General features: G+C 49.9%; 24 protein-coding genes and 2 tRNA genes. 11 read left to right on the plus strand and 15 right to left on the minus strand.

Annotated elements, in window-relative coordinates; genetic code table 11:
- The 3 genes from SU32_RS07770 to SU32_RS07780 all read right to left on the minus strand — a co-directional run bounded on the left by SU32_RS07770 (position 1) and on the right by SU32_RS07780 (position 2,437).
- On the minus strand, positions 1 to 1,146 hold the full coding sequence (locus tag SU32_RS07770) for a DUF2336 domain-containing protein (RefSeq protein WP_053998783.1): 1,146 nt from the start codon (positions 1,144 to 1,146) through the stop codon (positions 1 to 3).
- Between the two features lie 85 nt (positions 1,147 to 1,231).
- Positions 1,232 to 1,834: a flavin reductase family protein gene (locus tag SU32_RS07775; protein WP_053998784.1), complete on the minus strand. Its 603-nt coding sequence runs from the start codon at positions 1,832 to 1,834 to the stop codon at positions 1,232 to 1,234.
- 9 nt (positions 1,835 to 1,843) lie between these two features.
- Entirely contained in the window at positions 1,844 to 2,437 is a 594-nt protein-coding gene (locus SU32_RS07780) for a nitroreductase family protein (RefSeq protein ID WP_053998785.1), read from the minus strand.
- A gap of 121 nt (positions 2,438 to 2,558) precedes the next feature.
- Between SU32_RS07780 and SU32_RS07785 the strand changes: the two genes are divergently transcribed.
- Positions 2,559 to 3,500 (plus strand): hypothetical protein, encoded by a 942-nt coding sequence (locus SU32_RS07785; protein WP_053998786.1) that lies wholly within the window; start codon positions 2,559 to 2,561, stop codon positions 3,498 to 3,500.
- On the opposite strand, the gene SU32_RS07790 is transcribed toward SU32_RS07785, so the two are convergent.
- Positions 3,490 to 4,332 (minus strand): lysophospholipid acyltransferase family protein, encoded by an 843-nt coding sequence (locus SU32_RS07790; RefSeq protein WP_053998787.1) that lies wholly within the window; start codon positions 4,330 to 4,332, stop codon positions 3,490 to 3,492. The two genes, SU32_RS07785 and SU32_RS07790, sit on opposite strands and share 11 nt — an antisense overlap.
- Positions 4,333 to 4,421: 89 nt before the next feature.
- Positions 4,422 to 6,401 (minus strand): threonine--tRNA ligase, encoded by a 1,980-nt coding sequence (gene thrS / locus SU32_RS07795; protein WP_053998788.1) that lies wholly within the window; start codon positions 6,399 to 6,401, stop codon positions 4,422 to 4,424.
- Between the two features lie 221 nt (positions 6,402 to 6,622).
- Here thrS and SU32_RS07800 point away from each other — a divergent pair.
- From SU32_RS07800 to lipB, 4 genes are all read left to right on the plus strand, one after another.
- A tRNA-Leu gene (locus SU32_RS07800) sits at positions 6,623 to 6,709 on the plus strand.
- A gap of 141 nt (positions 6,710 to 6,850) precedes the next feature.
- On the plus strand, positions 6,851 to 7,795 hold the full coding sequence (locus tag SU32_RS07805) for a hypothetical protein (RefSeq protein WP_053998789.1): 945 nt from the start codon (positions 6,851 to 6,853) through the stop codon (positions 7,793 to 7,795).
- Positions 7,796 to 7,815: 20 nt separating this feature from the next.
- Entirely contained in the window at positions 7,816 to 8,844 is a 1,029-nt protein-coding gene (locus SU32_RS07810) for a polysaccharide deacetylase family protein (RefSeq protein WP_053998790.1), read from the plus strand.
- A 55-nt stretch (positions 8,845 to 8,899) separates the two neighbouring features.
- A complete protein-coding gene (lipB, locus tag SU32_RS07815) occupies positions 8,900 to 9,637 on the plus strand; it encodes a lipoyl(octanoyl) transferase LipB (RefSeq protein WP_053998791.1) in 738 nt (245 codons plus the stop codon).
- Here lipB and SU32_RS07820 read toward each other — a convergent pair.
- Both SU32_RS07820 and SU32_RS07825 read right to left on the minus strand, forming a co-directional pair.
- Positions 9,634 to 10,827, minus strand: a complete 1,194-nt coding sequence (locus SU32_RS07820; RefSeq protein ID WP_144421071.1) for a zinc metalloprotease — start codon at positions 10,825 to 10,827, stop codon at positions 9,634 to 9,636. The two genes, lipB and SU32_RS07820, sit on opposite strands and share 4 nt — an antisense overlap.
- A 104-nt stretch (positions 10,828 to 10,931) precedes the next feature.
- Positions 10,932 to 11,933: a hypothetical protein gene (locus SU32_RS07825; RefSeq protein WP_053998793.1), complete on the minus strand. Its 1,002-nt coding sequence runs from the start codon at positions 11,931 to 11,933 to the stop codon at positions 10,932 to 10,934.
- A gap of 139 nt (positions 11,934 to 12,072) precedes the next feature.
- On the opposite strand from SU32_RS07825, the gene SU32_RS07830 reads away from it, so the two are divergent.
- Complete coding sequence (locus SU32_RS07830) at positions 12,073 to 12,903, plus strand: class I SAM-dependent DNA methyltransferase (protein ID WP_053998794.1); 831 nt, start codon at positions 12,073 to 12,075, stop codon at positions 12,901 to 12,903.
- Here the strand turns inward: SU32_RS07830 and mnmC2 are convergent.
- Positions 12,866 to 13,594: a tRNA (5-methylaminomethyl-2-thiouridine)(34)-methyltransferase MnmC2 gene (gene mnmC2, locus SU32_RS07835; RefSeq protein WP_053998795.1), complete on the minus strand. Its 729-nt coding sequence runs from the start codon at positions 13,592 to 13,594 to the stop codon at positions 12,866 to 12,868. The two genes, SU32_RS07830 and mnmC2, sit on opposite strands and share 38 nt — an antisense overlap.
- Between mnmC2 and SU32_RS07840 the strand changes: the two genes are divergently transcribed.
- Positions 13,593 to 14,747, plus strand: coding sequence for an NAD(P)/FAD-dependent oxidoreductase (locus SU32_RS07840; protein ID WP_053998796.1), 1,155 nt, complete (start codon positions 13,593 to 13,595; stop codon positions 14,745 to 14,747). The genes mnmC2 and SU32_RS07840 overlap by 2 nt on opposite strands.
- 27 nt (positions 14,748 to 14,774) lie before the next feature.
- Here SU32_RS07840 and SU32_RS07845 read toward each other — a convergent pair whose 3' ends face one another.
- The 5 genes from SU32_RS07845 to SU32_RS07865 form a co-directional block, all read right to left on the minus strand.
- A complete protein-coding gene (locus SU32_RS07845; protein WP_053998797.1) occupies positions 14,775 to 16,301 on the minus strand; it encodes a cryptochrome/photolyase family protein in 1,527 nt (508 codons plus the stop codon).
- 257 nt (positions 16,302 to 16,558) lie between these two features.
- Positions 16,559 to 17,974: a trigger factor gene (tig, locus tag SU32_RS07850; protein ID WP_053998894.1), complete on the minus strand. Its 1,416-nt coding sequence runs from the start codon at positions 17,972 to 17,974 to the stop codon at positions 16,559 to 16,561.
- Positions 17,975 to 18,085: 111 nt separating this feature from the next.
- Positions 18,086 to 18,170: transfer RNA gene (locus SU32_RS07855), tRNA-Leu, on the minus strand.
- 88 nt (positions 18,171 to 18,258) lie between these two features.
- Positions 18,259 to 18,852, minus strand: a complete 594-nt coding sequence (locus tag SU32_RS07860; RefSeq protein ID WP_053998798.1) for a GDYXXLXY domain-containing protein — start codon at positions 18,850 to 18,852, stop codon at positions 18,259 to 18,261.
- Positions 18,849 to 20,060 carry a DUF2157 domain-containing protein gene (locus SU32_RS07865; RefSeq protein ID WP_160316301.1) on the minus strand — a complete coding sequence of 404 codons (1,212 nt, stop codon included), beginning with the start codon at positions 20,058 to 20,060 and terminating at the stop codon, positions 18,849 to 18,851. Before SU32_RS07865 ends, SU32_RS07860 begins: the two co-directional genes overlap by 4 nt.
- 210 nt (positions 20,061 to 20,270) lie before the next feature.
- On the opposite strand from SU32_RS07865, the gene SU32_RS17080 reads away from it, so the two are divergent.
- The 4 genes from SU32_RS17080 (at position 20,271) to SU32_RS07880 (ending at position 22,703) form a co-directional block, all read left to right on the plus strand.
- Positions 20,271 to 20,423 carry a DUF1127 domain-containing protein gene (locus SU32_RS17080; RefSeq protein WP_082376556.1) on the plus strand — a complete coding sequence of 51 codons (153 nt, stop codon included), beginning with the start codon at positions 20,271 to 20,273 and terminating at the stop codon, positions 20,421 to 20,423.
- A 257-nt stretch (positions 20,424 to 20,680) separates the two neighbouring features.
- The gene (locus tag SU32_RS07870; protein WP_082376578.1) at positions 20,681 to 20,836 is read left to right on the plus strand and encodes a DUF1127 domain-containing protein; all 156 of its coding nucleotides are present in this window, start codon (positions 20,681 to 20,683) and stop codon (positions 20,834 to 20,836) included.
- Positions 20,837 to 20,983: 147 nt separating this feature from the next.
- Entirely contained in the window at positions 20,984 to 22,405 is a 1,422-nt protein-coding gene (trmFO, locus tag SU32_RS07875) for a methylenetetrahydrofolate--tRNA-(uracil(54)-C(5))-methyltransferase (FADH(2)-oxidizing) TrmFO (protein WP_053998801.1), read from the plus strand.
- 4 nt (positions 22,406 to 22,409) lie between these two features.
- Positions 22,410 to 22,703 (plus strand): DUF6958 family protein, encoded by a 294-nt coding sequence (locus SU32_RS07880; protein WP_053998802.1) that lies wholly within the window; start codon positions 22,410 to 22,412, stop codon positions 22,701 to 22,703.
- Between the two features lie 16 nt (positions 22,704 to 22,719).
- Here SU32_RS07880 and SU32_RS07885 read toward each other — a convergent pair whose 3' ends face one another.
- Positions 22,720 to 23,550 (minus strand): phytoene/squalene synthase family protein, encoded by an 831-nt coding sequence (locus SU32_RS07885; RefSeq protein WP_053998803.1) that lies wholly within the window; start codon positions 23,548 to 23,550, stop codon positions 22,720 to 22,722.
- 19 nt (positions 23,551 to 23,569) lie between these two features.
- On the minus strand, positions 23,570 to 23,965 hold the full coding sequence (locus SU32_RS07890; RefSeq protein WP_053998804.1) for an Mth938-like domain-containing protein: 396 nt from the start codon (positions 23,963 to 23,965) through the stop codon (positions 23,570 to 23,572).
- Positions 23,966 to 23,973: the final 8 nt, after the last annotated feature.

Raw genomic sequence — 23,973 nt, forward strand, 5'->3', positions numbered from 1 at the left:
TTACGCCGCTTTGGTCAGCGCGACAGCATGTTTGCGTGCATTATCACGCATTGCGTCCAGATATATGGATCGCAGCAGTGACATAATATCGTCATTGGCAGCCATATGTGCGGATCCGGCGGCGCTCTCTTCAAAGCGCTCCATGATTTCGCGTGTTATTTCCTGCGCACCGGCAACAAGCTTGCCTTGTGCCACATCGCGCCAAAGTGAAATGGCATATTCAAAGACCGGCTGAACCGCCTCTGAAAAGCCTGCTCCCGCGAGCAGAGCGCGTAGCTGGTTTTTACGTTCTTTCACCAAAATAGATGTTACACGGCTTGGTGTTTCGCCTGACAGGGATGATAACACGCGTGCAAGAAAGTCCATTTTGCCATAGCAGGCTGTCCGGATAAGTAGCTGCGTCGTCAGATCGCCGCTCTCACGAAGGCTATCAATCAGGCTATCAACATTGGTGTCACGGCTGCTGCCAACCATATGAACCAGAGCGCGCTGTTGGGCTTCATGCACAATATGGTTGGAAACTTCGGCTTTCCGGCGCATGCCGAACAGGCCGGATGATGCCATGGCATTTGCCGCTGCCTTCATGATCTTCAGCCGGATGTCAGCCTCTAAATCCTTCTGTTTCAGCAAAGCGCCACGCACATTGGCCGTTGAGCAATGCCGGTTTGCAATTAGCGAGCGGCATTCACCGCAAACATCCGCATTGAAATTGTTAAGCAAGGCAACACAGGCCTCAGCGCCGCCAAGTGTGGCAATCGCTTTTGCCAGAACATTGGAAACATGCGGCCTGTTGGCGATAACAACCTGCAAGCGCTCTTCTGCTGTGCGGACACGGGCGACCAGATCGCGGTCCAGCAATATCGGAGAACGCGCAATAACAAGGCTTGCAATGTCGAACTGATCATCAACAAATGCATTGATAACCTGCATCGGCGCATTGGCACTGGTGCAAAGCGCGTCAGCCAATGCGTAGCGGACCTTTTCGGAAGGATCATCCAACAACAGAGTAATGGCCGCTTCTGCTGCACAGCGGTCTTCAAAACTCAAATCGGACTGTAAATATGCTCTACCAAGCGCTGAAGCTGCAGATTGGCGACGCAATACATTGGCCGAATCTTTCCACTGAAGAAAATGCTGAATAATCAATGACGCGACTCCATACTCGGTAGAGTCGTTAAAGTAACCGGCAATAGTTTATGTTTGGTTTACCATGTCTATTAAGACCATTTTGTCAGGCTTGGCCCGGTCTCTTTAACTCAAATATGTCCCGAACAACGGCGTAATCCCGATAGCCAAGGCGCGCAGCCGGTTTGGCTTTTTCTAAATCAAACCGCCCTTCTGTCATGACTTCATCAGCAATGTGCGCGCCGACAACCTGACCAAAAACAGTCCAAGCATTGGTCGGCTCGTCGCGCAAATCCTTCAGATTGATAATTTTGATGACTTTGCATTCAAGACACGCATAAGCGGCCTTTACGCGCGGCGGCGCAATCTCGTTACATTCCGCCTGTTCAATTTTTGCAAAATCAAACTCGCTTTCTCCATGCGGCAAGGCGGCGGAAGTATCACTCATTTCTTTCAGAAATGGTTCTCCGACAAAATTACACGCAAACTCACGGGTTTCTTCGACATTTTCCAACGTATTTTTTCTTAACTCAGATGAGAACATGACAATGGGCGGCTTGCCGCTGACAGCGTTGAAAAAAGAATAAGGCGCAAGATTAACCGAGCCGTCCCGGGCGATGGATGAAATCCAGCCAATGGGCCTTGGCGCAACAATGGCTTTGAACGGATCGTGCGGCAATCCATGACCATCTTCGAGACGGTAAAACATAATTCTATCCTAAGATGCTTGATACGGGCCGGTATATTCAGATGTGAGCGCTTTCACATCCGGACGCGGCCGGTCCGGAATAGCCCGGTCATAACTACCGATATGGACTATACCGGCCATTCTTTCATGCGGTGCCAAACCTAGAACTTTTCGCCCTTCCGCATCGCTGCTATACCAGCCTGTCACCCAATTGGCACCAAACCCCATCGCGGTGGTGGCTGTTACAAGGTTCATGGCTGCTGCACCCGCGGATAAGAACTGCTCCCATTCAGGAATGTTGCTATCATCAACAACATTGGAGACAACGCCGACGGCGACCGGTGCACGGTTAATCCGGTTATGCTCGCGCTCAAGTTCTTCGTCGCTCAGCTGCCCATTTTTTTTCAAGGCAATTTCTGCCAGCGCTTCACCGGCCTTAATAACGGCTGAACCGCGATAGAGAATAAAACGCCAAGGCTCCATGCGTCCGTGATCAGGAACCCGCGCTGCAATTTCCAGTAAATCGCTTAGCTGCGCTTCGCTTGGACCGGGTGCCATAAGCTGGGTCAACGGAACGGACTTCCTGATTTTAAGAAACTCAAGCGCCTCGTGACTTTCCAACATTCCCGGTTTCCTCGTATTATATTATTAACTTCCCGTCCTTTAGCGCGATTTGCCTTGAAATTGCCACCGCAATAGGGTCGAAAAGGACCTGAAAATCAACAAGCAAAGTGAAACAGCACCATTGAGAGTTTTTGGAAGATCATTTGCCACTGCATTTTTCTGTTCCGCTTTGGTCAGCGCTGCTACGGCCTATGCGCAATCTGATGAATCACTTGGCAACATCTCCCTGCCCGGCATAACCAATTATGCGCCTGCCGACCGAAGGGTTCCGCTCGAAGGGACCGATAGCGGTGTCCTGTTTCTTGAAGCACGTTTGACAGATGATGGCGTTCCGCTCTCTGACGGCATGGTCTGGCGTGTTTTTGGTGCCAATGCCGCAGAGGATGGCAAACTGCCGCTTATCGCTGTTGCCAAAGGCGGCGGTGCGCGTATTCAGCTTGAGCCGGGAAACTATCTTGTTCACGCAGCCTTTGGCCGCGCCGGTGCAACCTCACGCGTCACATTGAACAAAGAAACCAGACGCGAATCGCTGGTTCTCAATGCCGGTGGTTTGAAGCTTGAAGCTGTTTTGCCCGATGGCAGTCAGGTACGCCGAAACAAGCTGACATTTGATATTTTCAGCCGTACCGGTAATCCTGATGACGACCAATTGATATTACCGGATGTACCGGCAGGTAAAGTAATCCGCCTTAACGCCGGCACATATCATGTCGTTTCCAAATATGGCTCCATCAATGCCGTAACGCGGGCGGACCTGCGTGTTGAAGCGGGACGCACCACCGAAGCGTCACTGGAACATCGTGCAGCACAAGTAACGCTCAATCTGGTTCGCGGCGAAAATGGTTTTCCTCTGGCAGACACTGCTTGGTCCGTTGTCGCTCCGTCAGGCGATGTTATTCGCGAGGATGTTAACGCCATCTCCACGATGATACTTTTGGCGGGCGAATATACGATCATTGCGCAAAACAAAGACAATATTTATCAGAAAAATATTGAAATCCGTTCAGGGCGCGATCAGACAATCCGTGTGGAAGCTTCCGAAGAAAACCGGATCAAGAACTAAACTTCCTGCGCTTTTTGGGCGCAAGAGCAAAAACAGCATCATAGAGATGCGCAAGAAGCGCTTTACGGTCCGCTATTGTCTCCAAGCTTGACCATTCCATTGTCTCACCAATGACCGCTGAAATGGGCTTGCCGCAACGTTTGGAAAATTCGCGCACCAGCAAGGATGTTCGTAATGTCATCGAAAACTGGCTTGCGATGTGGAACAGGCGCCCGTTTTGCCCCGAAAAATAAACGGGGATAACGGATGCTTTTGCGCTTTGCACCAAGCGGGCGGTAAACATCTTCCAAGGCAGGTCAACAGCACGCCCAATCCCTTTGGGCGCGGTTGCAACACCGCCGGACGGGAAAATAATAATCGTAACGCCTTCTTTTAAAAGCCGGACTGCTTCTTTTCGTGTTTGAAGGTTAAGCGCGACCGCTTCCTTTGTTTCCTCAAACGAAATCGGCAATGAATAAGGCTGGATTTCAGGCACTTTCATCAAATCATTATTGATGACAACCCGAAACGGACGCCCAAGCTGCTCGGCCAACGCCAGAAAAGCAATGCCGTCACCGATGCCATAAGGATGATTGGCAATCATCACGAGCGGTGTCGCAGGAAGGTTCTTTGGCGGCCAGTTTCCTTCCGGCACAAAGTCGACATCAATGAGCGACAGCATTGCATTAAAAGCACGGTCATCTTTACCGAAAACCTCATCGCGCCAATAACGGTACAATGCAGCAAGCCGGTTACGACCGGAAGCATTTTCAATCGTATGGATAAACCATCGTTTCAGCACAGAATCTGTTGGTCGCGCATAGGATAGTTCCGCAAACTCTACGCTTTTCATCTGCATAAGCCCCGTCGTGAATTACGGGCCGGCAAAGCGGCCCGTAACAAATTGATTTATCATCTTAACAGCAAAATATGACAGCTAGATTATGACTTCCTTGCCAAGCGTTTACGCATGACATCAGGCGGTGTGGCCTCTTCAACCAGGGAAGCAATCGCTTCATCCAGTTGCATCGGTGTCTGGTTACGTGAACCAAGCCTGCGGATATTGACCATGTTTTGGTCCGCTTCGCGCTGCCCGATTACGATAATGACAGGCACTTTGGCGACAGAATGTTCGCGCACCTTGTAGTTGATCTTCTCGTTGCGGAAATCAGTTTCCACTTGCAATCCGGCATCCCGCAATTGTTCCGCGACATCTTCCGCATATGAATCAGCTTCCGATGTGATGGTCGCCACCACAATTTGTGTAGGCGCGAGCCATAGCGGGAAATGCCCTGCATAGTTTTCCAGGATAATGCCAAGAAAACGCTCCATTGAACCACAAATGGCGCGGTGAATCATCACCGGCTGCTTTTTCTCAGAATCACTATCGATATAGAAAGCGCCAAAACGTTCCGGCAGGTTGAAGTCGACCTGCGTTGTACCACACTGCCATGTGCGCCCGATCGCATCTTTCAATGTGTATTCAAATTTCGGCCCGTAGAATGCACCCTCGCCCGGATTAATACCGGTTTTGATACGCCCGCCGGATTTGGCTTCAATCTCTTTGAGCACATTGGTCATGACCTCTTCGGCATGATCCCAATTTGCATCGGAGCCGACACGTTTTTCAGGACGTGTTGAAAGAAGAACTGTAATTTCCTCAAAGCCGAAATCTTCATAAACCGACAGGATCAGATCGTTGATCCGCATACATTCGGCAGCCAGTTGCTCCTCGGTACAGAACACATGCGCATCATCTTGCGTAAAGCCGCGCACGCGCATCAAACCATGCAGTGCGCCCGATGGTTCATAGCGGTGTACAACACCGAATTCCGCCATGCGGATCGGCAAATCACGGTAAGATTTCAAACCATGCTTAAAAATCTGCACGTGCCCCGGACAGTTCATCGGCTTGAGTGCAAATGTGCGCTGGTCTTCGGCTTCAGGATCAGCCGATTTAACACCGAACATGTTCTCTTTGTACCACTGCCAGTGACCGGAAGTTTCCCAAAGGTCCGAGACAAGCACCTGCGGTGCGTTGACCTCTTCATAGGTACCGGCCAAACGGCGGCGCATATAGGAAACAAGTTCCTGAAAAATGCGCCAGCCCTTACCGTGCCAAAACACGGTTCCCGGCCCTTCTTCTTGGAAGTGGAATAGATCCATTTCGCGTCCAAGGCGGCGGTGGTCGCGCTTCTCGGCTTCCTCAAGCATATGAAGATATTGGTCGAGCTCTTTTTGCTCGGCCCATGCTGTGCCGTAAATACGTGTCAGCATTTCATTGTCAGAATCGCCGCGCCAGTAAGCGCCAGCCACCTTCATCAGTTTAAAGGCAGTGCCGATTTGGCCGGTCGACGCCATGTGCGGACCGCGGCAAAGGTCGAACCAGTCGCCCTGATAATAGATTTTCAGGTCTTCATCACCCGGAATCGCGTCAATAAGTTCAATCTTGTAGGTTTCACCTTTATCGGCAAAAACCTGCTTGGCCTTTTCGCGGGACCATATTTCCTTTGTAAACGGCTGATTGCGCTGGATAATCTCGCGCATTTTCTTTTCAATCAGCGGCAGTTCTTCTTCGGTAAAAGGCTTGTCGCGTTTGAAATCATAGAAGAAGCCATTCTCGATCACAGGGCCGATAGTCACTTGCGTGCCGGGAAAAAGCTCCTGCACGGCTTCCGCCATCACATGCGCGGCATCATGGCGAATAAGCTCCAATGCACGTTCATCACTGCGTGTTATAATCTCAACAGAGCCTGTGACGATTTCATCGGTAAGGTCGCGCAAAACGCCGTCAATCGCGATAGCAACTGATTTTTTGGATAATGATTTGGATATTCCTTCAGCAACATCGCGACCAGTAGTGCCCGCAGAATATTCGCGGATCGAGCCATCGGGAAATGTGAGGGAAATTGAATCAGACATTTTCTTCTCCTGTCCAGTCCCGCCTACAATGCGGGTGGTTTATCAACGCCTGTCGTTTATTCGGTTGTGGCGAATGAGTAAACCCTCGGCAAATTAAGAAAAGTGCCCCTTTCGCGAAAAAAGAGAATTTGCTCTCTTGTGCAGTCAATCAGGCTTTGCTATTCGCCCTCCACCGATGTTTCATCGGTTCTACCAGGTTCAGTAGATTTACTGGCAAAAGTGCGGTCGTGGCGGAATTGGTAGACGCGCAGCGTTGAGGTCGCTGTGGGCTAACCCCCGTGGAAGTTCGAGTCTTCTCGACCGCACCATTTCTCCATCAAAGTCGCATAAAGCTCTATTACAGCTAGCCTATCTATCATCGGCCTAAATCGCTGGCGCTTTGCGGCCCCAATTAACGCAACTTAAAGATGTCTTGCCTAGTTTTGAAGCCTATGCGCTAGGAAACGAATATGATTGAAGCATCGGTTGAACAGAACCCTGATTATGCCCAAACGGCACTATTGGCGACCGAAGCGTTCGCATCCGCTAACAGCATATTCGACCCCACCCATTTGAAATGGCTTTATGAAGATTGCTTTCCGAACGGCACAACAATCATCAAATTGACGGATAGTGAGTCCAATCAGAAGATTGGGCAAATTGCGATGGTCAAGCAGACTGTTTTCGTCAAAGGAAAAGCGGAAAAAGCTGCCGAACTCGTTGATCTTTTTATATTGAAGAAATGGCGTGGAGGAGAAGCCGTCCAGATGCTTTATGATGAAGTGGGCAAGCAGTTTAAACTTCAAAATATACGCTTTGCTTTTGGCATGCCAAACATGAAAGCATTGCCGGTTAACGAACGTTTTTTCGATCTTAAAGGCTTTTTGCGTCTTGATTTGAAGGTTGGGATCACGATGCCGCGCCGCTCCAAAAAAGTGACGACCCATGAAATGTTTGATCGCGACCGGCTCGCTTATTTCACGAAACTATTCGACCAGTATGCGACAGTTGACGATGAGACAGGGTTGAGTTGGGACGGACCGTCGCTTTTCAACCGGCTATGTGGCTACAAATATAAATATGCTGTTCACGCCACAGAGAAATTGCTTCTTATTTCTTCACCGCGCACGAGAAACGGCATGCCCTATACGCTTCTGGCCGCTTTTTTGCGCCGCACGAACGTCTCGCCGGACAAAGCCGATGTTACCCGCCTAACCCGCGCTGCAACCGCGTTCTGGAAGCATCCGCTTTATATTTATGCCGGAATCAACAAGACCTTACCCTTGACCCCCGGCATTTCTTTGCCGCCCAAATTAAGACCGACCCCAATGCTACTTCAAATGAGGGATTTTTCACCGGAAAAAGGAAAACTGGACTTGGACCGCTTCCAACTCATCGACTTCGATTTTGCCTGATCTGAGATTAGAAAACCACCATGAAGCCAATGATCAAAAGAGTGATTATCACCGCCGGCTTGGAGGCCATCGCCTTGAGCCGTATAGGCCGATTGCTGCCCAAAGCAGCCGGACGAGCTGTCATATTCACGCTTCATCATGTGCGTCGCTATATAGACAGACCATTTGACCCCAACGCATTGCTTTCAATTACACCGGATTTTCTTGAAGCCGCAATTCAAGAAGCAATGTCACAAGGATATACACCCGTCGCCCTAACGGATCTGCCGGAATTGCTTGCCCGCCAAGATGACGGGAAGCGCTATGTTGCCTTCACGCTTGATGACGGTTGCCGCGACAACGCCGAACATGCAGCGCCGGTTTTTAGAAAATATGATGTTCCCTATACACTGTTTATAACCAAGGGGTTCGTTGAACGGACGCACACGATGTGGTGGGAAACGGCAGAAGCACTTTTACGTGAGGTCGATCAGTTCCAGTTCGACTTTGGTGAAGGCACCGAAATTGTTGCTTGCACGAGTATAAAGCAAAAAAATGCAACATTCCTGCGCATAGCCCGCTTCATTGAATCAATTGACGAAGATATCGCCGTAAACCGTTTAAACCAAACGGCAATTAGCCATTATATTGACCCGGTAAAGATTATCGAAAATGAAATCCTGAATGCTGCGGAGCTAAAAAGGCTCGCGAGTGATCCACTTGCTCATTTTGGTGCGCATACAGTGTCGCATTGCTGCCTGACGCGAATTGAGGCTGCACGTTTAGAACGGGAAATGACAGATTGCATTGAGGCGATCAAAAACTGGACCGGAAAAACGCCGACATCATTGGCATATCCTTATGGCTGGAAACGGGCTTGCGGCGCGCGCGAGGCAAATGCTGCTTTAAAGGCGGGATTGACGATCGGCGTTACCACACAGCCCGGCATTCTCGACAAACCAGCCCGGGATGAGTGGATGCTGCTGCCAAGGATATCCCTCAACGGGCATTATCAAAAGCGCCGCTATGTTGCGGCACTCATGAGCGGAATTCCCTTTCACCTAATGTAAATGGCGTAGTATCAAAGCTCTTGCAAATCGCTGCCTGCTGCGCCATCTGAAAAGCATGAACATAGAGCCTCAAAAAAATCGTGGCGCCCTTTTAGCCAATCAGTTTTTCTTTCCGCAGGACAGCGATGGAAAACCCGTTGAATGGCGCGTAGCGGAGGAACTGACACCCTATGATGAAGCCGTTGCTTTTATGGAGCAACGTGTGGCCGAAATCCGAGAGGGCACAGCCCCCGAACTTGTCTGGCTTGTTGAACATCCTCCGCTCTATACAGCAGGCACAAGCGCGAAAGATGAGGATCTTGTCGATGCCAACCGCTTTCCCGTGTTTGCAACCGGCCGCGGCGGTGAACACACCTATCATGGTCCCGGCCAGCGTGTGGCCTATGTGATGCTTGACCTTAAACGCCGCCGGCCTGATGTGCGTGCATTTGTTTCAGCGCTTGAGGCTTGGATTATCGGCACACTGGATAGTTTCAACATCAAAGGCGAACGCCGCGAGGATCGTGTCGGCGTATGGGTTCAAAGGCCGGAAAAGAAAAGCCCTGTCGCCGGCACAGTTGCTGAAGACAAAATTGCGGCAATAGGCATTCGTCTTCGCAAATGGGTTTCGTTTCACGGCATATCAATCAATGTCGAGCCGGATTTGAGCCATTATGAAGGAATTGTGCCTTGCGGCATTACAGTTCACGGGGTCACCAGTCTCGTAGACCTCGGCTTGCCTGTAACGATGGATGATCTAGATCAGGCATTAAAGGCAGAGTTTGAAAACCAGTTTGGCCCCACAGGGCCTTAAGCAAATAACAGACCCGCACTCCAGACAAGCACACTACAGTGAATGAAGAAAACGGCTGCAAAGGCGGCAAATATCGCTGTACGCTCATTGCCGCTCATTGGTGTTAAAGGCGTTTTCGGTTTGACACCGCCCTTCGAGGTCATAACGCTTAGCAGCGCGAAGATCGCACCTGAAACAATCAACATCTGCTTCGGCAGGCCAATAATGTGGCCGACGACCATAAAGCAGCCCAAAAGAAAAAACGTGCAAACCGCCTGCCCTATAGCCGAGCGGAACACCTGGCGCAGGACTTGCCCGCCATCGAATTTCCAAACCGGAATGAGATTACCGAGATTAAAAAGCGCAGCCATAAGCGCAAAAACGATTACGCCGTTGGCAATCATATTGGTGCTATTCTCGACAATCATAGAATGTGACCACATTAAAAATGCCGTCATAAACGCTGAAAATCCAGCACCCATCAAAGCAGAAAATCCGATTTCAAAATGCCGGTCATAGGGTCGTCCGCCCAAAGCAATGCCGCCAAGGATCGGGATAAAAATCATGCGCGCCTTCCGGTGCCCCATGATGCGAAAGGCTGCGATATGACCAAGCTCATGCAAACCTACAATCAAGGTCAATGCAGCCGATAAAAACAACCCTTGCATCGTCAGACCGAAGATAGGCCACAGCAGAAAGACAGAAAGCACAGCCATTGCAATCTGCGTCGATGGACGTTCGAATAACCCGCCAGCTTTGAAAGTGCCTTTTTCAGCCCATATTTTCAGCTTGAGCGCCATGCGCCGCAATGAAAAATGGCGAAAAATGTAAAAACCTAGCCCCCGATAACGATCGGTTTCACTTAACTCGACTTGCGTCTCATGAGGTGAGATTGCATGCAGTCTGGTCTCCATCCGGTGATGATGCCAGAAGCTCTGATCAAGCGATGTGTCGCTGGTAAACCATAACATCCACTCTAGACCGCTTGCGCTTTCATAAACTTCAAAATCGCGCTCGATAAAACTGTCTTTACGATCATTATGGGTCGTCACCATCCTGCCGCGGTTGGCAGAATATTTTTCAACAGCGCTCACCGCGCCGTTCCACGTATAATCATCACCGAATGGATGAAGCGCGGCACGCACTTTCTGAACGGGTGCTTTGACCCGAAAAGAACGCTTTATCGTGCGGACGCCAAAAGGCGCCGACATGGCAAGCCACATCAAGAGCAGAATGCCGATTAACAGGAAAGCAATATGCAAACGGGTGACACTTTCTGCGCATTAACGCTATAATGCGTTGCTGGAGAACGCGCTTAGGCAACCTTGTCCAGAAGCGGTTTTAGTGATGGATGCAAATGATCCGATTCCGCTTTTAGAAAAGCGATAAGAGCCAGTTCGTTTTCATGCAGCTTTCCATCGCGCCCGATACGGTCGATCAGCCAGGCAGCTTCTTCCGCGTCGATTTTCTCCGCAATGTTGTTTTTACGCTCAAAAGTCTCATTGCGCTCTTTGTAAACCGCTTCAACACTATCGGGCGCAGCCATTGCGTCACGCACACCACTTAGGCCATTGGCAAACATCCTTGAGAAAAAGTCGGCAATATTCACGCTGTCATCAGCAAGCCATTCTTCACGCGCCAAAGCTTTTTCGCGTGATTGCGGCGCATGGCCGCCAGCGGCCATCAGCGAAAAGCCAATTGCCTTTGAAAACAGCTCGCTCCAGCTTGCATCATTATCAGCATCGGCCGTTGCATCATTGATATCAAATAGGACTTTTGCTTCTTCGCGGCTGACGCCGAGCGCGCCGCCACCTGAAAAGGAGTAGAGAATACGGCGTAGCATTGCCACATCATTCGCTGTTACAACGCCTTTTACACATGTGCGCCCTTTTGCCAGCGGCCCCTCGCCCTCAACCACGGCATATTTGACTTGCGCTAAGGCAAATCCGGACAATGAAGCCGGCATCGATTCAGCTTTCTCCATTGCGCGCAGCAACACTTCCAGCTCTGTCACCGTATCAACCACACCGTTGGAAGAAATCGTACGGATCAGCCATTGTGCATTGTCTTTGGAAATATATCCCTTGGGCGCTTCGACATTCACCAGATAGTCCGTGACGGCCTCCACGAAAAAAGACACCCAGCTGTCAGATTTATCCGCAACAGATCGGTCAAGCGCAAAAAGTGCTTCAGCTTCACGCCGCTGAACAACGCCATCGGCAAAAACGGTCTGCCTCAATTGAAGAACATCAGCATCCACAAGCGTTGCTTTATTTGCCATTGCAGACATTGTTCTGTTCAAAAGTAATTCACCCATAACCATTCCCCGATTGATACAGTGCCTCCAGTTAAAGTGGCACTTGCACATATGACTTGAACGGAACATACACGGTCGAATTTGCGATTTGGCTAACCACGATGGTTAAATTCTTGCGCTCAAAAACGGTTAAAAATTCATGTCCAAAAACGATCAAATACTCGCTGAAACCTACAATAAAGCACTGGAATTTGAAAAAAGCGGGCAGCGCGAAAAAGCTGCTGAACTTTATGCCAAATGTCTTTCCATGGACCCGTCCGACATGTGCGGCGCCTCGGTTCGCATCGCATCTTTGGGTCTTGGTGAAACACCGCTGAAAGCGCCCGATGCTTATGTCGCAACCCTGTTTGATCAGCATGCCGAAGACTTTGACGATATCCTGACTGGACAGCTTCAATATGCCGTCCCCATGCAGGTTGCCGAATATTTAGCCGAAAATGCACCCGGGCCATACCAGCGTATGCTTGACCTTGGCTGCGGGACTGGGCTTTCAGGCATGATGTTATTGGATATGTGCGTCCACGCGACAGGCGTCGACCTTTCGGAAAACATGATAGACAAAGCAGATGAACGCGCCTGTTATGATGAACTGTTCATCAATGAGGCCGTTCATTTTCTGCAGGAATGGTCTAAAGGCCAAGCCCCTGAACATCAGCCGTTTGATCTTCTCGTTGCCACAGATGTCCTGCCTTATATTGGCACGCTTGAGAATTTGTTTGACGGGCTGAAGGCCAACGCAACACCGGATGCAAAGCTCGTTTTTTCTGCCGAAACTCTTCCCAAAGATATGATGGAAGGCAAAGACTGGCACATCACGCCAAACCAGCGCTTTGCCCATTCAAAAGCCTATTTGCAGACCATGTGCGAACGTGCCGGATTTTCGCAGATCACGCATTTTCAGGACATTACGGTCCGGCTTGAACAGGGCTCGCCTATTCCAGGTTACCTTGTGGTTGCGCAGACGCCTTAACACCTTTGATCATATCGCGTTTACCGGCAAAACCGCTCGTTTTCTCTACGGCAAAGCCGGCCGCAGCCAAATTGCGGCGCACCCAACCTGCGGCTGTATAGCTCGCAAATGTTCCGCCCTCATTAGTACGCCGGTGCATTTCCTGCATGAGTTCCAGCGACCACATATCCGGATTTCGCGCGGGCGCAAAACCATCCAGAAACCATGCATCCGCTCTACCCGACCATGCATGCATCCCGTCCAGAACATCTGCGACAATGACGGTAAGCGTTGTCTGATCGTCCATATGCCACACGCCAGGTACATCTGTGAGCGTAGGCCAATGGGCGGCAAGCGCTGCCTGTTCAGTGGCAACTTCCGGCCAGGCCGCAACCGAACGCGCCATGATATCGCTCGTCATAGGAAAGGCTTCAAATGAGACGAAATTCAAAAGCGCACCTTCTTTGCGGTGCTCTTTCCACTGCCGCCATGTTTCAAGAAAATTAAGCCCTGTACCAAAGCCAAGTTCCGCAATTGTACAAGCGCCGCCGCTTTCCCATCTTTGTGGAAAGCTGTTTCCGCCCAAAAAAACATGAGAACATTCAGCGCGACCATCAGATTTACAATAAAAATGGTCGCCAAACTGCGTCGAAAAAGGCATATCACCTTCACGGAACTCTAAAACATCTCTGGGCAAATTGTTTTCCATCATGACCTCTTATCAAAATGCATCCGATTTGCCAGCCTCAAGTTTGAAACCGGACATTGCTATCATCGGTGGCGGCATTGTGGGCCTTTGGACTGCATATTATGCGGGCCTGTCAGGCCAAAGTGTTTTACTGATCAACAAGGAAGAACTTGGACGTGGTGCCAGCTATGGCCTGCTTGGTGCGCTCATGCCGCATCAGCCGATAAACTGGAACGATAAAAAACAGTTCCAGCTTGATGGCCTGACCACCCTGCCCGACCAGATAGCCAATCTGCAAATGCGCTCCGAAGTCGATTGCGGCTATTTTCGGTGCGGGCGCACTATGCCGATCGCCAATGAGGAAAAACGCAAGCAAAGCGCCACTTGGGCGCGCGGCGCAAAGGAACATTGGGTGTCGCCTTTTGACTGGTCTGTGCAAGACAAAAACCCCGCAGAAGGCTGGCTGAGCGATACCGGTTCGCACGGGTATAATACCGACGATCTGTCGGCCCGTATCAACCCGCGCGGTATCATCAAGGCTTTAACCGTGATGATGGCTACATTCGACAATGTTACAATACTGGCCCGAACTAGCGTTGATTCAATCGAGAACACCGCTGCCATCACTCTGGAAGACGGCACTAAAATACAGCCCGGCAAAACAATTATCACAGCGGGGTTTGAGAGTTTTGGCCTGATCAAAGCTATAACAAACAGGTCTCTTGGTTGGGGCGTCAAGGGCCAAGCAGCCCTTCTTAAACCAGAACAGGAAATTAATGTCTCAGCGCCAATTTTATATGATGGCGGCACTTATGTGATCGCGCACGAGGACGGCAACATCGCCGTTGGCTCGACGTCAGAGCGCGAATTTACAAATGGCACACAAACAGATGAGAAGTTGGATCAGATAATCGCCAGTGCAACAGCTTTATGCCCTGCACTGGAAGGCGCTAAAGTTATCGAACGATGGGCAGGTATTAGACCACGTGCCGCCGGCCGTGATCCATTGATCGGTATGTTGCCGGACGCGCCGGACGTTATAGTCGCGACTGGTGGTTTTAAAATCACGTTCGCGATAGCGCACATTATGGCCCGCTGCGCCTTGAGCGCGACTGCCGGCCAGATCGACGCAATACCCGAAAGCTTTCTAGTCGAAAGCCATTTGTCTGAGGCCTGACCGTAATACTAATGAGGTTGCGCTCGCCTAGGCTTCGTCAAGTGCTTTTAAAAAGCGTTTACTATCGTCCCTGATGGCATCTTTCTTGTCATCGCTCATACGGTCCAGACTGCTATACATCATTCCCATGCGCTGGTTTTTGGAAAGCAGCTCCCGGTTTTCGACGAGAAAATTCCAGTAAAGATAATTATATGGGCAGGCTTTCGGGCCATTTTTCTTTGTCACACTGTAGCTGCACTGTCCGCAATAGTCCGACATTTTGTTGATGTAAGATCCAGAAGACGCATAGGGTTTGGATGCAAAGACGCCGCCGTCCGCATAGAGCGCCATGCCCACAACATTCGGCATTTCCACCCACTCATAAGCGTCGTGATAAACCAGTAGAAACCATTCCTGCACCTGTTTCGGGTCCAACCCCGCCAGCAGTGAGAAATTACCGATCACCATCAACCTTTGAATGTGATGGGCATAAGCGTTTTGCTTCGTTTCACTGATTGCCTGATTAAGGCAGTTCATGTGCGTCTTTCCAGACCAAAACCATTCAGGCAAATCACGCTTTGCGTTGAACTCATTGGAAGATTCATAATCAGGCATTTTCATCCAGTAAATACCGCGAATAAACTCCCGCCAGCCGATGATTTGGCGAATAAAGCCTTCGACAGCATTTAAAGGCGCATTGCCCTCCTGATAAGCTTTTTCTGCCGCCTCGCAACACTCCAGCGCGCCAAGCAGACCGACATTGATCAAGGCTGATAAGTGAGAGTGATACATCAGCGCTTCATCCTGCACCATCGCATCCTGATGGGTGCCGAAATCCTCCAGTGCATTTTCGATGAACCAGTTTAAGTAATGCGTGGCCTGTCTGCGCGTCACTGGATATTCAAACGGCTTTAAATCGCCGAAATGGCTGTCGAAACGCTTTTCAACCAGCTTCAACACGTCACGTGTTATGGAATCGACAGACCAGTCCGGCCGATCAGGAAAACGCAAACCGTCCTTGGGAGGCTCCCTATTTTCCTTATCATAATTCCACTTGCCGCCCTCCGGCTCCTCACCGTTCATTAAAAGTCCGGTTTTCTTGCGCATCTCCCGGTAGAAATACTCCATACGCAATTCTTTTCGGCCATCCGCCCATTTTTCAAAATCTTGTTTGGTACTTAGAAAACGGTCATCGCCACGCAGTTCAACATCAATATCGAACTTGTCAGACCACGACTTCTGCATTTCCAAAACACGGTATTCGCTGGCTTCGGTCGCAATAAGTTTTTCAATCGAATGGTGCTGAATTACTCTTTTCAACGCGGTGGTAAAATCAGCATCATCATGTTCATCCAGCCGCTTATAGACAACACTGTAGCCTTTGCTTTTCAAATCTTCGGCAAAGTGCCTCATCGCCGAGAAAATAAATGCGATCTTTTTCTTATGGTGCCGCACATACGTGGCTTCGCCCCACACTTCGCACATAAGCACGATGTCGTTTTTCTTATCCGCATCATTGAGTGCCGAGAGGTCTGTCGATAATTGGTCACCCAATATGAAACGAAGTGTCGTCATGCTGTCGGCCTTTGAACTGAACAACCAAACTACCAACAAACATAGCGGTCATTCATGCAGTTCAAGAGCATAAAGCGCAGCGAATAGCCGTAACAACAGCGCTTAACTTGCAAACTGCTTTAACTTTTCCCCTTAAGCGATTCTTTAAAAATACTTTTCAAACCCAATCAACAAACTGATTTATGTTTCAGCGCCCAAACAAAAACGCCCGCTGAGATAAACTCAACGGGCGATTAAAATACTTGAATGAAAAGTGCTTATTCAGCGTCTTTTTTCTTTGCAGCAGCTTTTTTCTTAGGTGCCGCTTTTTTCTTTGCAGGCTTTTCTTCGGCTTCAGCTTCATCATCAGCCATCAGCTCTTCTTTGGAGACTGTTTTGTCAGTCACATCAACCTGAGTGAGCAGGTGATCAACTGTCTTCTCTTCAAAGATAGGCGCGCGAAGGTTGGCAACAGCATCCGGATTCTTCTGGAAGAATTCATAGATCTGCTTTTCCTGACCAGGATACTGGCGAACTTGTGCCATAAGCGCTTGTTGCATTTCCTGTTCGCTAACCTGAATTTCGGCCTTCTCGCCAATTTCAGAAAGAACAAGACCCAGACGAACACGGCGCTCTGCAAGAGCAAGATATTCGGCGCGCGCCTCTTCTTCTGTTGTGTCTTCATCCGCAAATGTACGGCCGGCTTCTTCAAGCTCGGAAGTGATTTGCGTCCAGATATTGTTGAACTCGGTATCAACCAGTTTTTGCGGTGATTCCAGCTCATACATTTTATCAAGCGCATCGAGAAGCTGACGCTTAACTTTCTGGCGGGTCATGCCGCCATACTGGCTTTCGATCTGTTCACGCACGACTTCGCGAAGACGGTCAGCAGTTTCAAGACCAAGCTTGGCTGCAAGATCATCGTTGATTTCAACCTTTTCGGCCTTTTCGACGAGCTTCACTTCAACATCAAACTCAGCATCTTTACCCGCAAGATGCGCAGCCTGATATTCTTCAGGGAATGTCACTTTAACAACTGTTTTATCGCCGGCTTTTTTGCCGATAAGCTGGTCTTCAAAGCCAGGAATAAATTGGCCTGAGCCAAGTACAAGCTGACCATTATCGTCAGCACCGCCTTCAAAAAGCTCGCCGTCAACTTTGCCTGCATAAGACATAGTGATGCGATCGCCTTCTTCAGCCTTGCCTTTTTTCTCGGAATATTCAGCTGCTGACTGCGCAATTTTCAATACCTGCTCGTCAACTTCAGAGTCAGGAATATCAACAACTTCGCGTGTTACCTTAATACCGGAATAATCTTTGATTTCGATGTCAGGAATAACTTCATATGAAAGCGAGAATTCGAAGTCGGCTTTGCCGTCGAGCACTTTTTGTGCTTCGGCTTCGTCTTCTGTCATTTGAACTTCTGGCTGCGTCGCAGAACGCTCTTTGCGGTCGGCAAGAACTGTGCGCGGTGTTTCGTTCAGAATTTCGTTTACAGTCTCAGCCATAAATGACTTGCCGTACATTTTACGCAAATGCGAAGCAGGCACTTTACCAGGGCGGAAACCGTTTAGTTTAACCTTGCCCTTTGCGTCTTCGAGCTTTTCGGTCAGCTTAGCTTCAAGATCGGCCTGAGGCACCACAATCTTGATTTCGCGTTTCAGGCCCTCATTAAGGGTTTCAGTGACCTGCATATCATAACCTTCTTTTTTCGCATGGCATTGCACGAGGTCTATAACCACCTCCATGCGCCGGGTAAATCGCATTGGTAGAACCTGCCCTAACGCAGGCAGACCGACCCCGGCTGGTGCGGATAGAGGGAGTCGAACCCCCACGCCTTGCGGCGCTGGAACCTAAATCCAGTGCGTCTACCAGTTCCGCCATATCCGCAAACCAGCACGCCGAGGCGTATGGTCAGTCGCGGCTCCTATACCACCGCATTCGCAGTGATCAAATAGAAAATGATCAAAAAAGTGTCTTAATAGAGAACTTCTGTTAAAAAGTTTCGTTCTCCCTGCCTTAAAGCCTTAATTTGCGGGCTTCCGTCGGCCGAAACTGCGACAACAATGTCGGTAACTTCTCCATCCCGCATACGTTTTTCCAGGTCAGGAGCCACTGTTTCGGATGCATAAAAGCGCTCAATCCCGAATTTTATGGACACATGTCCCTCATTTTCTTTGTCAATGAGCCGGTAAACAGTGCTCAAAGTCCCTTTAATGAACAGACCTGATTCCGGCGTTTGCAATTGCAGACGAGCATATTCATGTCTGCCCTCGTCATTTTCCTGAACAATCACATAGATTGGCCGCCCCTCGTAAATCGTATTTTTGTAATCGGGAAACAGCTCGGCGAAATCTTTCACAACAATTTGGCTAATACCGAAATTGAGCCGCACATAACGTCCGCGCAAAAAATCCCGCGGGTCTATCGGTTGCGTTTTTAAAACGATCTCCTGCCCGTCCCGCAGAATAGATGCCCTGCTCTCAATCATCCACAGAACGGATACCCACATCAAAGCAATGGTGAATAGTGCTCCGGCAAGGTGATACGTTTTTTTTGCCTGTTTATTCATGATGCCGCTGCCTCATCTTTATTCTTTGTTGAAGCAAACCGCTTTTCCATCCGGTAAACAAAGCTTGCCACAACAACTAGGAAAACCGCCAAAAGCATCAAGAAGCCTGATGTCGAAACCATTGAAGAGATTGTCTCCGCATAAAGGTAGAAAACTTCAATAAGGAAAATCGCGTAGCACAGGTAGCGAACAGGGACATGTTCTTTGCCGTGCCGATACAGTGTCAGCAAAATAAATCCGATCACCAAACCCGCAAGCACAAAGGAAAACAGACCTTCATCACCAAACTCGTGCAATGCAAGAAGCGCGAAACATCCTGCAATAAAACTGAACTCTACCCTGTTGCGGGTGAAAAAGCCTGATTTACGTGCCGCGTCAGGAGACGGCAACATAATAAAATAGGTTGCTGCCAGAAGCATGCTTCCCCAGATGACTTGGCGCACAATATCCGGCAGATCAAAAAACCATTCTAGCCCGTCAATAATCTCTTCCAAAATCCACCAGGCAATATCAGCCGCAAGCGGCAGTAGACCCGCCGCAGCAGCGATGAGCACCATCGTCTTGGCCCATTTCGAGTTGAGCAGCAAAGAAACAAGCAGCGCAGCGCCCAGCGCGGCATAAAAAACCCAGACCGGCAGACTTAGAAGATTGGCCGGATCCGGTCCTACAAAATGCCACTGGGTCCAGAAAAATAGTGCGCCGCCCGTCAGCACCAGCGAACGCACAGCAATGGCACCGGCTCCCAAACCGACAGCATACAATAAAGCAGCGCCGCGTTCGTCGCCTGAAATATGATACATTTGCGCCACAAGAGCGACAGCGCTCAAAAAAGCACCGCCCGCGATCAAATAGCAAGCCTCTTCCACATATCGGGATTTGGTGCCATAGCGCCCATGAACGAATACACCGCCCAAAAGTCCGGCTGCCACAATACACAAAATACCGATCGTGCGCACCAATCGCGGTATCGCCTCCCAGTTTGAGGCGATCAACAATGCTACACTTGCGGCAAAGCAGATGGCTGCAAAGACTACCAACACCTGAAAGAACGAGAATCGTCTCGTTACTCTTTTGGTCGTCGAAGGACTACCGAATGCTTTTTTCGCTGCGGATGCGTTGATATCTGCCAGCAATGATACGGCAACTTGGTCATCGATCACGCCACGTTTTTGCCAATCTTGAATTTGGCGCTCTATCAAACTGGACAAGTTAACTCCAAAACTGATATTTTTCAGACATTTAGCGCCTTATACCACACCCGCATCCAGTTAATAAACAGGGCAAAATTGTGCAATGCACAATTGCATGGGGCCTATGCATAAATAGCTCTGGTCAAATGCGCTGCCGGGGCATACATGGCGGCCAACAGAATTAAAAACACAAGAAAATACTTGTGATGATCACGATAGGATAATGAAATGAACATCAAACGCTCTTTTACAGCGTGGCGTCAAGCTCGCCGCACATTCAACGAACTTTCACGCCTTTCTGCACGTGAATTGAATGACTTAGGCATTAACCGCGGCGATATCGCTTCAATCGCGCGTCAGTCTTACCAAATCGAACGTTAAGTATAGAAGCCGCTTTCTCTCCTCCCAATTAATAGCGGCTTCCGAGGGTCGGTTCCTCCCGCCAACCCTCATACATAAAGCACCTGCTGGTCCTTCCACCGGCAGGTGTTTTTTGTTTTGGATCACTAAAAAGCTTCGAAATATATTGCACTGCAAAAATGCATGAGTGCTATGCAGCATTACGTCTACTAAAATCGATTTAAATGTCCATATTGGGGCAGTTAGACGGTTCAAACGAACACAGAAAGAAATTAAAGATGTCAATTGCACGTTCATTCAACACATGGCGCACAGCGCGTCGCACAGCACATCAGTTGTCTCGCCTCTCCAATCGCGAGTTGGCCGATGTAGGTATCAAGCGCGAAGCAATTTACGAAATTGCATTGAAATCAGCGCGTGGAAACACAATCTAAGCTGTATCAAAAAATTCAGAGTTTATTGGGTGGCTCGCATTCTTTCCTCCCAGAAAAGCGAACCACGATAAAAACACCCGTCGGATCCTCCCCCCGGCGGGTGTTTTGTATTGTTGAACCATAATCACATTCACGCTATTTGAGCGCATGACAAAAAAAACCATTCACATTATCGGCGGCGGACTTGCCGGATCAGAAGCTGCCTGGCAAATCGCTCAAAATGGCGGCAAAGCCATACTTCATGAAATGCGCGGTGTGCGTGGCACCGAAGCGCATAAGACAGACGGTCTGGCCGAACTGGTTTGCTCCAATTCGTTTCGCTCGGATGATTCCGATCTGAACGCAGTCGGCCTCATTCACCACGAAATGCGTCTGGCTGGATCTTTGATTATTGCCTGTGCCGATCAGGTTCAGGTACCGGCAGGTTCTGCGCTTGCGGTGGACCGTGACGGCTTTTCTGACCTTGTCACCGAGAAAATTGCGAAGCATCCTGACATTGAAGTCGTACGTGAAGAGATTACGGGCCTGCCGCCGCGTGAATGGGAGCAGACTATCATTGCGACCGGCCCGTTGACAGCACCGGCACTTGCCGAAGCCATTCAGCAGGAAACCGGTGCGGAAGCATTGGCATTTTTTGACGCCATCGCACCGATTATCCATTTTGATTCGCTCGACATGGACACATGCTGGTTCCAGTCACGCTACGACAAGGTCGGCCCCGGCGGTAACGGCAAGGACTATATCAACTGCCCGATGAATGAAGCAGAATATAATGCTTTTATTGATGCGTTGATTGCCGGCGATACAACCGACTTTAAAGAGTGGGAAGGCACACCCTATTTTGACGGCTGTCTGCCGATTGAAGTCATGGCGGAACGTGGCCGCGAAACCTTGCGCCATGGCCCGATGAAGCCAATGGGCCTTACAAACGCGCATAAACGTGACGAAAAGCCTTATGCGGTTGTTCAGCTTCGACAGGACAACGCTCTGGGCACGCTCTATAATATGGTCGGCTTCCAAACCAAGCTTCGGTACGGCGCTCAAACCGATATTCTGCGCATGATACCCGGCCTGCAAAATGCCGAATTTGCACGTCTGGGTGGCCTGCACCGCAATACCTACCTTAACTCGCCAACTTTGTTGGCAGAGGATTTGACGCTTAAATCACGTCCGGGATTGCGCTTTGCAGGACAAATTACCGGCTGTGAAGGTTATGTGGAATCAGCAGCAATGGGCTTGCTTGCAGGACGTTTTGCGCTTGCAGAGGCGTCCGGTGAAAAGCCCCATTTACCGCCCGTGACAACAGCCTTTGGCGCACTGCTGAACCACATTACCGTTGGCCATCTTGCTCACGAAGAAGAAAGCGGCAAGCGCTCGTTCCAGCCGATGAATGTCAATTTCGGCCTGTTCCCGCCGCTTGAAGCTGGTGCCATTCAAAAACCGGAGGGCCATGTCGGCCGTTTTCGTGGTAAGGATAAGGCACAGGCCAAGAAACGGGCTTACACGGCACGTGCTAAAATAGCTGTTCGTGAATGGTTGGGCATCGCCTCGCAACAAGCTGCGGAGTAAGATCATGGGTGACGACAAAGTCATTGTCGAAAATGTCAATATTCCAGGACAAACCTCCCGCGTTGACGCGTCTAAATATGATGCGATGAAGAAAGCTTTACTTGCCGTTCTGCCGGATACGACACCGGGCATGACCGCAGCAGAAATGAAAAAAGCACTTTTGCCCCATTTACCCGATGATCTGTTTCCGCAGGGAAAAACATCCGGCTGGTGGATGAAATGTGTCCAGCTTGACCTTGAAGCTAAAAAACTGGTGGCGCGTGAAAATTCAAAACCACTGCGTTTTTACAAACTCTGATTAGAGCCAAGCTCTTTTAAAGCTTTGTCGCATAGCGGGTAAGATACCACTGCGCCGTAAAAGGTGAAATGCCGAACGGTTCAAAAGCAATGTCGCCGCCACGCTTTTCCGCACGCTTGAATATCGGTTGGCAAATTCCGAGAAGAATAAAGGCGCTGCGCTGCTCTTTTGGCAATGCGCCAATGGCAGTCTCGGCCTTCTGCAAGTGATCGCGCCCAAGTGCGGTGAGCGCAGAAACCGTGCCATTAGCTGATGATGGATCGTCCAAAGATAGAAATTGCGCATCGGACAGGCCACTAATCTGCAACAATTCCTTAGGTACAAAAATCTGACCGCGCACACGATGCTGCGCCATGCGCCGTAATAGTTGCGCAATGCCATAAGCAATACCGGCATGACCGGCAGCATCGCCGTTTTCCGGTGCTTGGCCGGTCAGGATTTGCGCCAGCATCTGAAAGAGAACCGACCGCGTTTCACCCAGATAGCCCTCAAAATCGGCCAGACCTGGCATTGGATCATTATAAAGGTCAAAAATGCGCGCTTCACAAAGCGCGTCAAATGCATGGCCTGGCAAATTATATTGCTCGATTGTTGAGAGCAGAGCCTCGCCGACCGGATGTTGCCTGCCCTCTTCGGGACGCAGACCCGTCGCAACATCGCGCCACCACTGCAGCCGTATTTCACCCGGCAAAGCTTCGGAAACAAGATCACGTATGCGGTTAATCTCGGCATTGAAAGCCCATAAGGCTGCCGCCGCTTCCCGCTTGTCCTCGCTCAGGAAAAGGCTCGCAATGTAAGCTTCGCGATCAACATCGCGCAAATGATTGAGGATCGGCGTTTTGCTCATAGAGTATAACTAACGCAAACTATGCTTTTTCAACAGCAATGAGCGCTGCGGCAACACTGCGCTCCTCTGCCAATAAAACGTTGAACGTGCGCACGGCAGCGCCAGTGCTCATACTGTCGCAGCTAATGCCTTTCTCGCGCATCGCTTCGCGCACATCTGAAGGTACGCGCAGCAAATCAGCACCGCATCCAAGCAGTAATACGTCAATATTATCGGCCTCATCCAGTACCGGCTGTAAAGCCTCAAGCGTAACATCGCTCATGGATGCTGCTTTCCAGCCATAAATACCCGATGGCAGCAGCAAAACCGAGCCGCGATGGGACATATCCGCAAAGCGAAACCCGCCATTGCCATAGGCATCTATCTGCGCACGGCCCGGAAAATGTGCTTCGTGGATTTCAATGCCTTTAGCCATGTAGCAGC

This window comes from Ahrensia marina, from assembly GCF_001293565.1.
Taxonomy (GTDB): Bacteria; Pseudomonadota; Alphaproteobacteria; order Rhizobiales; family Rhizobiaceae; genus Ahrensia; species Ahrensia marina.